Annotated in this window: 14 protein-coding genes; 5 read left to right on the forward strand and 9 right to left on the reverse strand. The window is 37.1% G+C overall.

Going from position 1 to position 16468, the window contains the following annotated elements; genetic code table 11:
* On the reverse strand, positions 1 to 225 hold a 225-nt coding region (locus JO178_RS07460; RefSeq protein WP_291933719.1), incomplete at its 3' end, for a hypothetical protein.
* Between the two features lie 97 nt (positions 226 to 322).
* Between JO178_RS07460 and JO178_RS07465 the strand changes: the two genes are divergently transcribed.
* Complete coding sequence (locus JO178_RS07465; protein ID WP_291933721.1) at positions 323 to 3190, forward strand: insulinase family protein; 2868 nt, start codon at positions 323 to 325, stop codon at positions 3188 to 3190.
* Between the two features lie 73 nt (positions 3191 to 3263).
* Here JO178_RS07465 and JO178_RS07470 read toward each other — a convergent pair whose 3' ends face one another.
* Positions 3264 to 5402 (reverse strand): S46 family peptidase, encoded by a 2139-nt coding sequence (locus tag JO178_RS07470; RefSeq protein WP_291933724.1) that lies wholly within the window; start codon positions 5400 to 5402, stop codon positions 3264 to 3266.
* 299 nt (positions 5403 to 5701) lie between these two features.
* On the opposite strand from JO178_RS07470, the gene JO178_RS07475 reads away from it, so the two are divergent.
* Positions 5702 to 6187 carry a copper resistance protein NlpE gene (locus JO178_RS07475; protein ID WP_291933725.1) on the forward strand — a complete coding sequence of 162 codons (486 nt, stop codon included), beginning with the start codon at positions 5702 to 5704 and terminating at the stop codon, positions 6185 to 6187.
* A 36-nt stretch (positions 6188 to 6223) separates the two neighbouring features.
* Here JO178_RS07475 and JO178_RS07480 read toward each other — a convergent pair whose 3' ends face one another.
* Complete coding sequence (locus JO178_RS07480; RefSeq protein ID WP_291933728.1) at positions 6224 to 6871, reverse strand: MgtC/SapB family protein; 648 nt, start codon at positions 6869 to 6871, stop codon at positions 6224 to 6226.
* Between the two features lie 200 nt (positions 6872 to 7071).
* Between JO178_RS07480 and JO178_RS07485 the strand changes: the two genes are divergently transcribed.
* From JO178_RS07485 to JO178_RS07495, 3 genes are read left to right on the forward strand one after another with little or no spacing between them, the layout of a single operon-like run.
* Entirely contained in the window at positions 7072 to 7470 is a 399-nt protein-coding gene (locus JO178_RS07485) for an immunity 22 family protein (RefSeq protein ID WP_291933731.1), read from the forward strand.
* 17 nt (positions 7471 to 7487) lie between these two features.
* On the forward strand, positions 7488 to 8114 hold the full coding sequence (locus JO178_RS07490; protein ID WP_291933734.1) for a hypothetical protein: 627 nt from the start codon (positions 7488 to 7490) through the stop codon (positions 8112 to 8114).
* A 23-nt stretch (positions 8115 to 8137) separates the two neighbouring features.
* Positions 8138 to 8596 carry a hypothetical protein gene (locus JO178_RS07495; RefSeq protein ID WP_291933736.1) on the forward strand — a complete coding sequence of 153 codons (459 nt, stop codon included), beginning with the start codon at positions 8138 to 8140 and terminating at the stop codon, positions 8594 to 8596.
* 88 nt (positions 8597 to 8684) lie between these two features.
* Here JO178_RS07495 and polA read toward each other — a convergent pair whose 3' ends face one another.
* The 6 genes from polA to JO178_RS07525 all read right to left on the reverse strand — a co-directional run bounded on the left by polA (position 8685) and on the right by JO178_RS07525 (position 16392).
* A complete protein-coding gene (gene polA, locus JO178_RS07500; RefSeq protein WP_291933738.1) occupies positions 8685 to 11516 on the reverse strand; it encodes a DNA polymerase I in 2832 nt (943 codons plus the stop codon).
* Between the two features lie 210 nt (positions 11517 to 11726).
* Positions 11727 to 12134, reverse strand: coding sequence for a type VI secretion system tube protein TssD (gene tssD, locus JO178_RS07505; RefSeq protein WP_291933741.1), 408 nt, complete (start codon positions 12132 to 12134; stop codon positions 11727 to 11729).
* Positions 12135 to 12439: 305 nt separating this feature from the next.
* Positions 12440 to 13777 (reverse strand): hypothetical protein, encoded by a 1338-nt coding sequence (locus JO178_RS07510; RefSeq protein ID WP_291933744.1) that lies wholly within the window; start codon positions 13775 to 13777, stop codon positions 12440 to 12442.
* Between the two features lie 11 nt (positions 13778 to 13788).
* Positions 13789 to 14469, reverse strand: a complete 681-nt coding sequence (locus JO178_RS07515) for a hypothetical protein (RefSeq protein ID WP_291933746.1) — start codon at positions 14467 to 14469, stop codon at positions 13789 to 13791.
* Entirely contained in the window at positions 14456 to 15541 is a 1086-nt protein-coding gene (locus tag JO178_RS07520; RefSeq protein ID WP_291933748.1) for a LysM domain-containing protein, read from the reverse strand. Before JO178_RS07520 ends, JO178_RS07515 begins: the two co-directional genes overlap by 14 nt.
* Positions 15542 to 15591: 50 nt before the next feature.
* Positions 15592 to 16392: an ankyrin repeat domain-containing protein gene (locus tag JO178_RS07525; RefSeq protein WP_291933750.1), complete on the reverse strand. Its 801-nt coding sequence runs from the start codon at positions 16390 to 16392 to the stop codon at positions 15592 to 15594.
* Positions 16393 to 16468: the final 76 nt, after the last annotated feature.

A 16468-nucleotide genomic window follows, 5' to 3' on the forward strand; every position in this document is an offset into this window, starting at 1 on the left:
TCTTGGCTCGCTTCCCATATCTAGCCCCGATAGAAGCGGGTACCCCGCAGTAAGGAATGGAAAGATGAAAGGCATGGCGAGGGAAACGCGGCACGAGGAGTATGAGCGGATAGCGGGTATAAGCTCCTGAATATACGGGAAAGGATTGGCAACCGGGTGATGAAAGTCTTTATTTCTTGATAAACTGTAGAGGATATACCTGTAATTTACCTTTTCAACTATCATAATAGATGTAATAGTGATAAAAAGCGGCAAGCATTTTTATTTGATTCCTTACATTTGTAATACATTCCGGATATCAAGGAATGAAATGATTTACTATATGCTAGACAAAAAATATAAAGAAACGGTTCATACTGATAAAAACCATTACGAATATACAACGGTAACTCACGATGAAAATAATGTAAGAATCTATTTATTAAAGAACGGCTTAAAGGTTTTCCTTGCTCAGAACTTTGATGCTCCCAGAATTCAGACTTTCATTCCGGTAAGAACCGGAAGTAATAATGACCCTGCTGATAATACCGGGCTGGCTCATTATCTGGAGCATATGATGTTTAAAGGGACTTCTAAAATAGGTACTCAAAACTGGGATAAAGAAAAGGAACTTCTGAATCAGATATCAGATCTTTATGAAGCTCATAAAGCAGAACAGGATCCTGAGAAGAAAAAAGAAATTTATCAAAAGATTGATCAGGTATCCCAGGAGGCAAGTCAGTATGCTATAGCTAATGAGTATGATAAAGCTATTTCTTCTTTAGGGGCGAGCGGGACAAATGCCCACACCTGGTTTGATGAAACGGTTTATAAGAATAATATTCCGAATAATGAACTCGAGAAATGGCTAAAGATAGAAAAGGAAAGGTTCTCAGAAATTGTATTACGTCTTTTTCATACGGAGCTGGAATCGGTATATGAGGAATTCAACAGAGCGCAGGATAATGATACAAGGCTTGTGAATTATGAACTGATGGATGCATTATTTCCCACTCATCCCAATGGACAGCAAACGACACTGGGTAAACCGGAGCACTTGAAGAATCCTTCTATGAAAGCCATTCATAAGTATTTTGATGAGTATTATGTTCCCAATAACTACGCAATGGTTTTGGTGGGTGATTTAGATTTTGAAGAGACTATTCAATTGGTTGATCAATATTTTGGAATGATTCCTTACAGGGAGCTTCCTAAAAAAACACCGGTTGTGGAGGCTCCTGCTACAGAGATCGTCAGAAAAACGGTAAAAAGTCCTACTACTCAAAGGATCCAGCTGGCATGGAGAACGGACAGCTATGGAACAAGAGAGGCCATGCTTGCTGATATTGTTGCGAATATTCTTAGCAACCGACCTGAGGCAGGCTTACTGGATCTCCATATCAATCAAACTCAAAAGTTGCTTTGGGCTCAGGCTTTTTCGGTAGGTTTAAAACAATACGGCTATCTTTCTATTTTTGCTGTTCCCAAGGAGACACAGACATTGGACGATGCTAAAGAAATGGTACTGGAAGAAATTGAGCTTATTAAAAAGGGAGATTTTCCCGACTGGATGCTTCCTGCTATCATTAATGATTTTAAGCTTCAGAGAATAAAAGGGCTGGAGACGGCAGAAGGGCTGGCTACTAATCTTTATGATTCTTATATAAAAGGGAGAACCTGGGAACAGGAGCTTAATGAAATGGATGAATATTCACTTCTTACTAAAGAAGATGTGGTCAATTTTGCCAATACATTCTTTAAGGATAATTACGTTATTGTTTATAAGGAGAAGGGAGTAAATGATAAATTAGTTCGCGTTGAAAATCCGGGAATTACGCCCATTAAAATCCATCGTGATGTACAGTCTGAGTTTTTAAAAGAAATTATAGCTGATAAAACGGAAGATATACAGCCTGAGTTTATTGATTATGGAAAAGAAATTACCACTGATGTTATTAAAGATAAAAAGATCAGCTTTGTAAGAAATAAATACAATGATCTTGCACAGGTTCATTTTATTTTTCCTTTTGGAAGTGATAATGACCGGGATTTAGGACTTTCGACTCAGTTATTGCAGTATCTGGGAACGGATACACTTTCTCCGGAAGATCTGAAACAGGAGTTTTTTAAAATCGGAATTAATAATGATTTTAAAACAACAAATAATCAGCTGTTGATTTCATTAAGCGGGCTGGAGGAAAATATAGAAAAAGGGATTGCTCTTTTACAACATTGGATGTATGATGTAAAGCCTGATCAGGAGATCTATAATCAATTTGTCGGAACTTTACTGGAAAACCGTCAGGCTCTTAAAAAAGATAAGAACCGGATCATGACTGCTCTAACCAATTATACCAAACTGGGTAATCGCTCGCGTTTCACAGATGTGATTTCAAAGGAAGAGCTTGAAAATAGTAAGGCTGAAGTATTTACTGACCGTATGAAAAAACTGTTCAGATATCCTTATCAGATATTTTTCTATGGAAGAGATTTTGGGTCATTCAAACAATATATTGAAAGATATACTGAGACGGAAAGTCTTCAGATCGCTGAAGCAAAGCTTTATCCTGAAGCTGATACGGGAGGAAATGTGTATTTTATCAATTACGATATGGTTCAGATGGAAATGAGCAAGGCCGGAAAAGGAAACCCTGTCAACCCATCCAATTTTGGAAAGATCAATGTTTTCAACGAATATTTTGGCAGAGGCTTATCTTCTATTGTTTTTCAGGAAATGCGTGAGAGTAAAAGTCTCGCTTATTCGGCTTATGTTTCTTATAGTGCTAATGCGGAGCTGAATCATCCGGATTATATCAGCACTTATATCGGAACCCAACCGGATAAACTGATGATTGCCGTTGATACCTTAAGTGAACTGATGAATGAGCTGCCTGAGGTACCTATTCAGTTTGAAAATGCTAAAAATGCTGCTTTGAAGCAGATTGCATCAACCAGAGTAACAAGAAACAATATATTTTTCAATACCTTACGATTAAAAAGGCTGAATATCTACCATGATTACCGGAAAAATATCTATGAACAGATTGAAAGTCTGAAATTTGAAGATATTCAACAGTTTTATCAAACGGAGATCAAGCCTGTACAATTTAATACTGCTATTATCGGTAAAAAGGAAAATCTTAATATGGAAGCGGTCAATAAAATGGGGAATTTTACGGAAGTAAGCCTGCAAGATATTTTCGGTCACTAAATATGAGACAGAATCCCATAAAAAAAATCCCGGACAAGTCCGGGATTTTTTTATATGTATACGATTGACATTTTTATTTGATCACTTTCATTTCATCAACCAACCATTTAGAGTCAGCAAATTTTTCAATGATAAACAGTATGTATTTTGTATCTACCATAATATTTCTGCTGAAACGGGGGTCATAATTGATATCACTCATCGTTCCCTCCCATTGTCTGTCAAAATTCAGACCTACGAGATTTCCATTGGCATCCAATACGGGGCTTCCTGAATTTCCTCCGGTTGTATGATTCGTTGCTGTAAATCCTACAGGAACATCTCCGGTTTTATCTTTATAAATTCCAAAATCTTTTTTATTATAAAGATCAATCAGCTTTTTAGGAACATCAAATTCATAATCACCCGGAACGTATTTCTCCATTACACCGGCCAAGTGAGTCTGATATCCATAAGAAACGGCATCTCTGGGGCTAGAGCCTTTCACTTTTCCATATGCTACACGAAGGGTTGAATTCGCATCGGGAAAGAATTTTCTGTCCTTATCCGTTTCCATCTGCTGAGCCATAAATTTCTTTTGCAGGGCGTCAATTTTGGTCTGAAGCGTAGTATACTGCGGATCAGCAGTCTTTGTATATGTTTCTTTCATTGAAACATACAACTGATAGATAGGATCTTTCTTTAGGGTTTTGATTAATTTATCCTGATTTGAAAATGCTTTATCAATATCGGTAGTTAATGCCGCTCCGTTTACGGCTGTTCTGCCTGTAATAATAGAGTTTTTAGACATATCTTCTATCACAGGAATATTTGCATTTTCATCTTTATACTTATTGAATCCTGTCGGTAAGAACTGAGTAGCGGTCTTGTTAGCATACAAAGCCAATAATTTTGCGGTTACTTTGGCATCCAGTTCTGCACTGTAATCCTTGTAAAAAGAAGTTAATTTCGTTTTTAATTTGGTCAGCTCTTTTTCATCCATTCTTCCTGCTTCTACGGAAGCTATGAAATCATAATAATCACCTGCAAGCTTTAATGTTTCTGCATTTTTTACCACTTCGGTATAATAGGCATTATTTAAAGCAAAAGGAGCCTGGTCGCTATAAAGCTTATTGAGCTGATCTAACGTTGATTTAATTTCCGGGTTTTTAGAGACTAAAGAACCTTCATACATTACTTTTTTCTCAACGGCATTGGATTTTTTCAATCCTTCTACTTCACCGATCCATTTTTTCCAATAGTTGGCTACCGAGGCATATTTTGAAGCATATTTGATACGCGTTTCGCTATCAACACGCATTTTCTCGTCCAGTGTTTTCAAAGCAACATCACGAACGGCAATTCTGGCAGGGTCAATATCTTTCATGATCTTCTCTACAGCAATGGCAGGAAGATATTCTGTGGTTTTCCCGGGGAATCCGAAAACGAAAGTAAAATCATTTTCATTTTTATCTTTTATAGAAACCGGTAAATAATGTTTTGGAATGTAAGGAACGTTATCTTTTGAATATTCTGCAGGTCTGTTATTTTTATCTGCATAAATTCTGAACATGGAGAAATCTCCTGTATGTCTTGGCCAAACCCAGTTATCTGTATCGCTACCGAACTTTCCGATGCTTTGAGGCGGAGCCCCTACCAAACGGATATCTTTATAGGTTTCGATGGTATAAGCATAGTATTTGTTTCCATAATACATAGGCTTTACCATGATCGACTGATAGGATTCAATTTTCTGAGAGTTTTTGTAAACCTCGATATTGTTATTGATTTTTTTAGTAAGTTCAGGCTCTGTAAGATTGTCTGTTCCTTCTAAAATCTGATTGGTAACTTCTTTAATATCTACGATAAAATCTACTTTTACTCCGGGGTTTGGAAGTTCTCCGTCCGGATTTTTAGCCCAAAAACCATTAGAAAGAAGATCATTCTGAACTGTAGAATGCGCCTGAATCTGCCCATAACCACAGTGGTGGTTGGTTAATACCAGACCTTTAGGCGAAATGATCTCTGCGGTGCATCCGCCATTAAACTGTACTACTGCATCTTTTATGCTCGGCTTCTGAGGGTTGAAAATGTCTTTGGCAGAAATCTTCATTCCCAAATCCTTCATCTCCCTTTCATTAAGTTCTGTAGGAATCCACATTCCTCCATATTGTTGTGCAAATGCCATTGCAGCCGGCAAAAGAAATACAGATAAAAGTATCTTTTTTGTCATAATCAAAATTTTGCCCGAATTTACGAAGAAAAATAAGAATACTTCAAGAAAACAACTGTAAAAGTTGTTTTGAAGATTTTAAATATGAAAAAGGATAAGAATCGGAAGAGAAGATCCGGGGTAAAAGAATCAGGAGAGAAAATAATGGAGGACAGATTTCGGAAAATCTCCGCTCTTCAACTTTAAACCATCAATTATTATCGGTAAGCTATCCCCTCATCGCCCTTCTCATGCCATGGCTCAGTTTTTGATCATTGCTAGTCAACTTAATAAAAAAACATATTTAATTGATTATTACGATGAAAAACAAAATGCTTATCCTTGGAATGGGAGCTGCTCTGTTCCTTACCTCTTGTGCAAAAAATGAAAAAAAAGCTGAAGACGCAGGTTCTGTAACGGATTCTACCGCTGTTCAGCCAATGCCGGCAGATACTGCTTCACATGCTGTAACAAGTGCTATGGGAGATACTTCCGAAAATGCACTGGACTGGAGCGGAACTTATAATGCCGTGGTTCCCTGTGCAGACTGCCCGGGAATCAAAACTTCATTAACATTAAATAATGATAAAACGTTCAGCATTACTGAAGAATACCTTGACAGAAATTCAAAAAATCAGGAAAAAGGGTCTTTTGAATGGGATAAAACAGGAAGTATGATTACATTAAAAGGTAAAACAGCCAATTACAAATATAAAGTAGGGGAAAACATCCTGATCCAGCTGGATATGGATGGAAAAGAAATCACCGGTCCTAATAAGGATTTGTATGTATTCAAGAAAAAATAAAAATAAAGGCTCAGGCCTTTATTTTTTTGCTTTGTCTTAAAACTGATAGGCTATGATTTTAGGATCATCTACAAGATTTTTCATCAAGTCTTCATGATGGGTTCCTTTTCCGGTGAGCCTCCAGATAACCGTTAAATTACCCTGGGTATACTGTTGTTTGATCATCAGATATTTTAAATGATGATTTCTGAACATTTCTTCACAATGCTTCACATCTCCTGATGCTGTAACGGATATTCTATATTCCCTGATCTTATGATAATTATCTATAAAATTCTGTAAATAGGTCAGAGCACTCAGAATAACAAGGACCAAAGCTGTTCCCAGAAGAGAAAAATAAACATATCCTGAACCTACTGCCATTCCAATAGATGCAGTAGCCCAGATGGTAGTGGCCGTGGTAATTCCTTCAATTTTATTTTCTCCTTTAAAAATAACTCCGGCACCCAAAAATCCGATCCCTGTAATGATATTGGCTGCGAGACGATCCGGATTGGCAACCCCTATTTTAATGGAAAGAATAGTAAACAGGCAGGATCCAAAGCAAACCAGGATAAAAGTACGAAGCCCGGCAGATTTATTACGATATTCCCGCTCTGCACCAATCAGCAATCCCAGAATAACAGAAATTAATATCAATAACAGCTCGTTTTTAACGGCATAATGATCCTGAAGAAATTCCATAGTTTTTAATTTAAACCTAAAAAATAAAATTACATAAAAATTTTTATGAAACCATTTGTTATCCACACTTTATCCAATGATAGGATATTTAATGGAAAACTTTCGTAATATTACGTTTCAAAACAAGAAAAGACAAGACTTTCCAGATTAGGAAAAGTCATTGATGCAAGTGAACAATTAAAAAGATTAGAATAAAAATTATGGACAAAGAAATTTCACACTTCTGGCTGGGATATTTTAAAAATGAAGAAGACTTTTATGCTTTTGTAGAAGAGGATGAGAGTTATTATATGGAAGAAGAGACTGAAGACCAGTATGTTTCAAAGTTCGCAGAATCCCAGAATATAGAATGGTTTGATGATGATTTTGTGGAATATGGTTTTGAAGACGAAAGACTCGGACTGTATGAAAAGTTTTCAGAATATTCTTATGCTGACCAGTGGCTTCCTGTTCTTGAAAAGAAGCTTAACGAGCTTAACCTGGATACGCCTGTCAATGTGATTATATTTGCCAGCAGATTTATTATCCCTAATCCTGTTTCTGTGGATGGAGAGGAAAACAAATTGTATTATATCGGTGAGATTGAGTTTGATGTGTAAATAAAACCTGAGCCTTAATGGATAAGAAGTTTATTTTCATTAATGTGATCATCATTCTGCTTTTAACAGCGGCATATATTCTTGAATATTATTTCACTCAATATCCGATGAAGTTTAATGCTGTATACAGTATTAAAGAATGCAGATTAGAATACCTGGCTGTCATCCTTGCCGGAACAGCTTTGGTATCTTATCTCATCAGCAGTTTACCTTTTCGGGGCCTGAATTTCAAATCAAAATTTTTAAGAATTTTTCCACTTATCAACGGTATTATTTTGCTTTTTTTCATTGGGTTGTCGACAAATCAGCTGACAGAGAAAAGGAAAGAACTGGCCAGAATGAAAAATTCTTATTTCCGGCTGGCAGAAAAAGACATTCAAAATAATAAGATTATGCTTACTGATGCCGGTGGACTTTCTCTTCCGTTTCAGAGCCAGGAAATTCTTAACAGCATTGACAATATCAGGAAAAAGTACGGGATCGTTTATCAGAATACAGGTTGTATCATCGATCCTATGGATATGGAAGCCCGAAAAAAGTACACGGAAACAGTCACTCCTTATCTTACGAAAAGAAATGGAAAAGACTGGAAGAAAAGAATGCAGAAAGAAATTGATGAGCTTATCACCAATTCAAGGAAATAAATAGACTCGCCATAAAAGACACTTTGAACCCTACACCGCCACCTAAATTCAAGAAAGCACTTCCTTTTTTAAAAAGGATGCTCATCACTACTGTGATTATTTCAGGAGTAACTTTTGCACAGATGTACTGGTCCATGGGAATATTCTCAAACCGGATTTCCAGTGGTTGTCCGGATTGCAGTTTTTTCGAGGACGCTGTTTTTCTTTCTCTTCTTACCGGTTTATTTTTATCCGCAGGCTTTAGGGTTTTGCATTGTATTAAAAAGATGTATATCAAAGCTATGGTTGAGTTTTTAATCCTCGTTATACTCTGGTTTTTTTGGAACTACAGTATTTTTGTGGACCGGGAGTCTTCCTGGAGCACCTATGATTTCAGTTCAGAAATTTACTATACCTTCTCACAATCGGTTTTTCCCGCTATTATTCTTGGAGGTGTTTGTATTTTTCTTTTACATTATAAAGAAATAAAAAAGAGCCATTAATTATCTTTATATATTGAATGGCTAAACATGAAAGCCGTCCGCTTTTCAGGCGGACGGCTTTATTATTGTTTTAAAATTTCTGTTGTTATTAATGAGCCTCAAGCCAGTTATCCCCTACTCCGATCTCTACCAATAAAGGAACCTGTGTTTTTAAAGCATTTTCCATTTCTTTTTTAATTAATGCTGAAGCGGCGTCTATTTCGTCAGCCGGAGCTTCAAATACCAATTCGTCATGTACCTGAAGCAGCATTTTGGTTTTTAACTGCTGTTCTTCAAGCTCACGGTCTATTTTAATCATTGCAATTTTTACAATATCTGCTGCGCTTCCCTGTACCGGAGCATTCACTGCATTTCTTTCTGCATGACCTCTCACCACAAAGTTATTGGAATTGATATCTTTCAAGTGACGTTTTCTTCCTAAAATAGTTTCCACATATCCTGCCTCTCGTGCTTTATTTACCTGTTCCGCCATATATTGTTTCAGTTTAGGATAGGTTTCGAAATAGGCTTCAATCATTTGTTTCGCTTCAGTACGGGATAATCCTGTCTGTTCTGCCAGTGCAAAAGCTCCCTGTCCATAGATGATTCCGAAGTTCACCGTTTTAGCCTGACTTCTCTGGGTTTTGGAAACTTCTTCCAGAGGAATTTTAAATAGTTTTGCTGCCGTGGAAGCGTGGATATCTTCTCCGTTCTGGAATGCCTTGATCATATTTTCTTCACCTGAGATTTCAGCGATAAGACGAAGTTCGATCTGTGAATAATCGGCAGAGATAATCTTCTTTCCTTCTCCGGAAACAAAGGCTCCACGGATCTGCTGTCCTCTCAGTGTTCTGATCGGAATGTTTTGCAGGTTAGGATTTACACTCGCCAAACGTCCTGTTGCAGCCGTGGTCTGTGAGAAATTAGTATGTACTCTGTTGTCTGCTTTATCGATCTGTGAAGGCAGGGCATCTACATAGGTAGATTTTAATTTCTGGTAAGTTCTGTATTCCAGAATATGCGTGATGATTTCATGTTTTGAAGAAAGCTTCTGAAGGACATCTTCCGAAGTTGCATATTGTCCGGTTTTTGTTTTCTTGGCTTTTGGATCCAGCTGCATTTTCTCAAAAAGGATCTCACCAAGCTGTTTCGGAGAGTTCATATTAAATTCTTCTCCTGAAAGGTCAAAAATTTTGGTTTCCAGCTGTCTTAGATCATTTTCAAGATCAATACTTTCCTGAGCCAGCCATTTTTCATCAAGAGAAATTCCGGCAAGTTCCATTTTTGCCAGTACTTCCATCAATGGCATTTCGATAGTATAGAAAAGTTCCTCCAGGTTTTCTTTTTTCAATTGCGGAGCAAACAGTTCATAGAGCTGGAAAGTTACGTCTGCATCTTCAGCCGCATAATCAGTCTGCGTTTTAAGGTCTGCATCTCTGAAGTTTCCCTGTTTTTTTCCTTTCCCTATAATAGTTTCAATGGAAACCGGTTTATAATTAAGGTATACTTCCGAAAGATAATCCATTCCGTGTCTTCCGTCCGGATTCAGCAGGTAATGGGCAATCATGGTATCAAACATGGCACCTTTAACGGTAATATTGTACTGTTTTAAAATTTTATAGTCAAATTTTAAATTGTGAGCAATTTTAAGCAGGTCTTCTTTTTCAAAAAACGGTCTGAAAATCTCAAGAGTCTGTAATACCTCAGCTCTGTTCTCTGATAAGGGAATATAATAAGCCAGTCCTTTTTTATAAGAGAAACTCATCCCTACTAATTCTGCTTCCAGCTCGTTTAATGAAGTCGTTTCCGTATCAAAGCAAACCACTTTTTGCTTCAGCAGGTTGTCTACTAATTTTTTCTGAGCTTTCGGATTATCGATGAACTGATAAAGGTGATCATTATGTTCAATGCTGGACTTGGTAGAAGTAGCCTGGTCCAGTTCTTCAAAATTAGCAAAAAGGTCAAGCTGCATCACCTGTCCCTTTACTTCTGTCCCTGCGGAAGTCTGTTTTACTTCTACTTCGCTTACCACCACCGTTTCTGTAGCTGCGGGAGCGAAAGCCCGGTAAAGGTTTTCATAGAGTCTTCTGAATTCTATTTCTTCAAATACTTCTTTTACTTTTTCAAAATCCGGAGTTTCAAGATCGTACTGTTCCTGATGAAATTCTACAGGTACATCACAAATAATGGTGGCCAGTTTTTTAGAAAGGATTCCACGTTCTGCGGAAGCTTCCACTTTTTCTTTCAGCTTTCCTTTCAGTTTATCGGTATTGGCCAGTAAAGTTTCAATATTTCCGAATTCTTTAAGGAACTTCATTGCCGTCTTCTCTCCTACTCCTTCCAGCCCGGGAATATTATCTACAGCGTCCCCCATCATGGCAAGAAAATCAATCACCTGTTTCGGATCTTCAATTTCATATTTTGCCTTTACTTCTTCTACTCCCAGAATTTCTATATCGCCACCTTTTAAACCCGGTTTATAAATTTTGATTTTATCGGTAACCAGCTGTGCAAAGTCTTTATCCGGTGTTACCATAAAAGTGGTATACCCTTCTTTTTCTGCTTTACAGGCAATAGTTCCTATCACATCATCTGCCTCATACCCTTCTACTCCTAAAATCGGAATATGCATGGCTTCCAAAATCCTGTGAATATATGGAACAGCAATTTTAATGGCTTCGGGAGTTTCACTTCTATTCGCTTTATAATCTGAAAAATCTTCCGTTCTTACACTTGCCTGTCCCACATCAAAAACTACTGCGAGGTGAGTGGGTCTTTCTCTTCTGATCAGCTCGATCAGAGAGTTGGTAAAACCAAAGACGGCAGAAGTATCCAGTCCTTTACTTGTAAGTCTCGGGTTCCTGATCAGTGCGTAATATCCTCTGAAAATCATCGCATAAGCATCGATGAGAAACAGCCTTTTATCTTGTGTTGCCTCCATATTATCTATAATGAACAAATATATGAAAATAGGAAGAAAGTTGCTAGTGTGAACGGGAGAGTTTAGCGCTGAAGGTGTAAAGTTGAGAGTTGGCGCCTGACCATTGAAAGCTGAAATTTTTGAGGATCACAGTCAAGGATATGCATAAAAAACAGTACACTCAATGGGCATACTGTTTTATATAAATTAGTTTCTAAGGGTCTATGTAACTTAGTTACCCGGCCATAATCCTGCATACTGAGAGTTACCGTAGTCGATTGTTTCAGCACTGATAACGAAGCTGATCAACATACTGTTGCTGTCGATTGCATCGAATTCTACTTCGTGCTGAATCACATATCCGTTTTCCCAGTTTAAAGTAATTAATGTACCTTCTTCGTGAGATTTGTTAAATGTAATTTCCCCTTTTGTAGGCTTATATTTACCGTTTAATAAACTCTCTAAAATGTCTGATTTTTCAGTAGCTTCTACTGTAACTTTAATTAATGCATTGGAAGGATCTGATGCTACACGTCCTGATACGTCTGTAGATCTGGAAACGCTGTAGTTCATCTTTAATAACTTCTGTCCTTCTCCGCCGTTGAATTTTAAGATTCCTCTTGAATTTCTTTCTGCCATGATTGGTAAATTTTAATCGTTAGTAATAAATTGTTATTCGATAATTATATAACAAAGATAAAGCCGTTGGTTTTGAAAAAAAAGCTTTTGAAGATAAATCTGAAATTTTGTCGTAATTCTACGATTTCATGTCGTAATTCTACGACTATAGATTTAAAAGCTCTGTTTAAGCTGTTATCTTTAAAATACTTATCTTTTATTATACATAATAAAATCAGTAGTAAACGAATACCCCGCAAAGGGATATAATCAATATCAAAAGACCGGTTTAATCTGATATGTAAAGGAAAATCATCCCTGTTGCCTTAGGCATCCGTTGCACTTACCGTCACTCCTTTGGTCATATCTTTGGCAAAACCTTCAGCGGCCAGTCTGATGGCTTTTTCTGAGAAATAACTTGCAGCAAACGGAGCAATTAAAGTAAGAATACCAGCCGCTGATGTGGCTCCGCTTTTTAAACTTGCTTTATTATTTTCACTAATGGAGAGGTTGGTTTTTTCAGAATGGGTTTCGGCTGATGCATTCGCATTCTTCCCGTTTACTTTTCCTCTGAAATTACCGCTCTTATTGGTCACTTTTTCCTGAAGTTCTTTTCCGAATTCTCCGGCTTTCATTCTTTCAAACATTTCTCTTAACTCCGGATTATTTTTCAAAGAATAGGTTCCCTGTTTTTTGGCTTCTGCAATACCTTTGTCAAATTTTTCGAGATCGGCTTTTGAGGCTTTATTCTCAATCATATTCTTTCTGATATCACGTCCGTCTTTTACAGGACTCCACAGATCCCAGTTATCTGTTGGAATGATGGGATCTTCGGTTCCCTGTTGTGCGCTTTTAACATCACTATAGCTGCTTCCGTCGGCTTGTGCTGAATTTATTCTTTCACCTAATCCGCTTGCTAAGGGAGTAATTAAGATTTGTCCTACAGGAATCCACAGTCCAAATATGGTAGCCTGCGTCAGAGCATGCAAAGCTCCCTGTCCCCAGGTTAAAGTGGCACCTGCAGGCAAAGCGACTCCCATTCCGAAACCAAGCAGAGCACCTGTTAAAAATCCACCAGCCACATTAGTCCAGAATTCAGTTTTATTATTTCCGGCAATATTTCCGGCTGCACTTACGGCATCTGCTTTGTTGATAAAGGGAAGTACCACTCCTCCTTCTTTACAGGACAGCATAGAATTTTTGGTGAGTGCCAGATGGAGATCTTTAACCTTTATTTTATGGCTGTCAAACCTTACTGTAGTATGATGTAAAGTCCATTTACTTTCTTCATATCCGATCATATCACTGCATGAAGGTCTTTGTGCCATTTTACAGATTCCCCAGATAATGGCCCCGATTGCGATAGCTCCTCCAACGATCCATCCGGCCACCGGTACGGTCATACATACTGCAGCAATCCCAAGCCCTACTCCCACACCGGCACCTAGCGCCACCATTCCTGCTCCTGTGCTCCAGTTTGATTTACATTTAAAATCCTCGCTAAGTTTTTTATCAATTTTGACAAGAAAAACTTTATCCCGGGCTCCGAACTTCACGGTTCTTGCGAATGACTCTCTCAAATCACTCAATAAAAGCTGCCTTGGGTCAGGATTCATCTGATTGGTACAGACCGCATATATTTTTTCAGGTAAGTAAACTGCCATAATCTATATTGTTACCAGTATTTTTCGAGTTGTGTAAATAATACAATCAGTAATAAAAAGCCTCCGCAAAGAAAAATGATCATAATCTGCCATGGTTTCAGCCTGTTGATCATACTGTATTTTATCTTTTCAGACTTCACTACATATACTCCATAGTGAGGAAACACCTGGGTATTTAGTTTATTTTTAAGCTCTTTTTTATTAAAATTCTCTTCTAAAAAAGGGTTTAAATAGTCAACAAATGCATCTATTATTTCAAGATCTTTTTGAGTTGAAAATGGTACAAATCCCGTATTTCCGACTCTCATCCTGATGTTTTCATCAGGGGTGGTTATCGTCAGATATCTGAACCCTACATTTCCCAGATTTTTAATCGATCTGATGTCTTTCAGCGGAATTAGTTTTTTCTCATTTTTATAAGTAATTTCCAGCATACTTTCATCAACATTGATATTCCATTTTTTATCTTTTATGGTGGTACTCAATAATTTCAATATAAGTATGCTTACTATAATTGTTAAAAATGAGGCCAGCAGAACAGGATATAAAAAAGAAGACTTTGGCAGATACAGCTCACCTATGTACATAACCAGAAAAAATACGGCTAATGCAGGAACAGCCAGTATCAGTCCTATTTTCCATTCTGTTTTGGCATCGATACCATCAAATTGAAAATTCTTAATTTCCTTCATCCGGGGTATAATTTTCTAATTGTTTTATACTATAGTTGCATTCATTTTCTATGTTATCAGCAATAGATTCCTTCATTTTTACGATAGCTGTTTTTACCAGTCCCGTACGGGTATCTATTTCTATTTTTGATCTGAAGATCAGTTTATACTGAGTATAACTAAAGCCTATACTGGGTTGGTGCAGGTTATTATACTGGCTGATGATATTTTCTTCCAGCTCTTTATTTAATTCATATTCTGCCACCATTCTCAGGGTAAGTATCTCATGATGTTCAGAAACTTTGTCATATCTCAGAGTAAGAGGTATTACATTAGGAGGTACTACAGTGGAAAGAAAACTAAAATGAGCAGGCTCCAGACGATCACTATTGATATACTGATTAAAACAGGTGAAATAAAAAAAGTCTTTTCTGTACTCTTCTTCATTAGCAGCTTCAGGGGAAAACTGGGTATCTCCCAGTTTAATAATTTCCTGAACTCCTTCTTCATTAGCCTTGGCCAGCTCTATGATAAAGGGATTCCTGAAAAGTTGTTGTTTTTTATATACTGTCCAGTTGTCATGCAGCTCCTTTCTGTTGAGAATCTTTTTGATCTGTCCGTTCTCATCTAGGGTAAAAAGGATATTGTGCTTGATTTGGTCTGTTTCCGCAATAAAATCAAGAACATTCAGCATAACCGGAGGGGTCATTTTTTTTAGGTAATCTTCTCTTTTAACAGATCCTATATTATGTACGGTATCTATTTTAAGGAGGTATTGAAATTTCTGTTCTACAAACTGGGCAACTTCTCCGTTAATACTGGTTGTATTGACCTGTTCACAACGGTATCTTGCTTTTTGATTAAAGGGAACTTTCTCACCTTCTCTTATGCTTCTGACTTTTTGTTTTTTAAGGTGTTCTTTGCTTACTATAATATGCTCCAGATGAATAGGTAGTGTACTTCCTATAATAACACCGGTGATTCCGGAATGTTGATTATGAAAATCCACAAGTTCATTCACTGAAATTTTCTGTTTTTCGGCAATAGACTCTAATGTATCTTTTTTCTGTATTTTATATTGTATAAACTCCATTATTGTTCATCAGCCTCTCCTAGAGACTTTTTTAATTATTTTACGTTAGCTTAGCTGCCTTTCGCTCTTTTCAAATCTTCCTGATAAAGGTTCTCTCCATAATTGTTGTTAAAATTAATGGAGATTTTATCTTTGGGGTTTAGATTTTCATAAAGCTGTATTCTGAGCTTAGCTTCTGCTACGGTATCTTTTTTATAGGGAAACTGAACGTTATACTTCTCAATTAACTGTTTTTTAAACGCTGTTATTTCATTTAAGTTTTCCGTTTTATTAAATTTTCTTTGATTTTCTTCTTCAAACTGAATATAACCCGCTATTGGACAAAGATCTGTCCCTTTTATCTTAGGCTGGCCTCCTTTCTCTAAAAAATAACTGGCCAGTTTCAGATCATTTCTGGCCGCATCTTCCATTATATTGCTTCCATCAATGGATATGTTATTGATATCAGCTCCATTCTGAAGCAAATAATCGATCATTTTTTTTTCGGTATTTTCAAAACCACCTATCAGCATGGCTACACTTAATGGAGATCTTCCTAAAGCTGGATTGGGATTGGCTTTATACTTGAAAAGCAGTTGAAGCATATCATAGTTATTAAGTGCTACTGCATGATTTAAGGGGGATTCCAGCCCTTCATTAGGAACGATAATATTAGGATCTGCACCTAAGGCCAAAAGTTTCTCCATTGCATTGGTATTCTCAATCACAGAAGCATACATGAGCAATGTATATCCTGTTTCTTCCTGTAAGGCATTAAGGTCGATATGTTTTTCTTTAATAAGCTGCTCCATACCTACCAGATCTCCATCGAACATTTTTTGGGCTGCTGATAAACCGTCTCCTTTAAACATCTTTGAAGGAGGATATTCATTTCTATTTTCTTTTTTACGTGACCTAAGGCTAAAGTCTGAGCAGGAAATAAGTGTC

The sequence above is a fragment of the Chryseobacterium sp. genome, from assembly GCF_019236175.1.
Classification (GTDB): Bacteria; Bacteroidota; Bacteroidia; order Flavobacteriales; family Weeksellaceae; genus Chryseobacterium.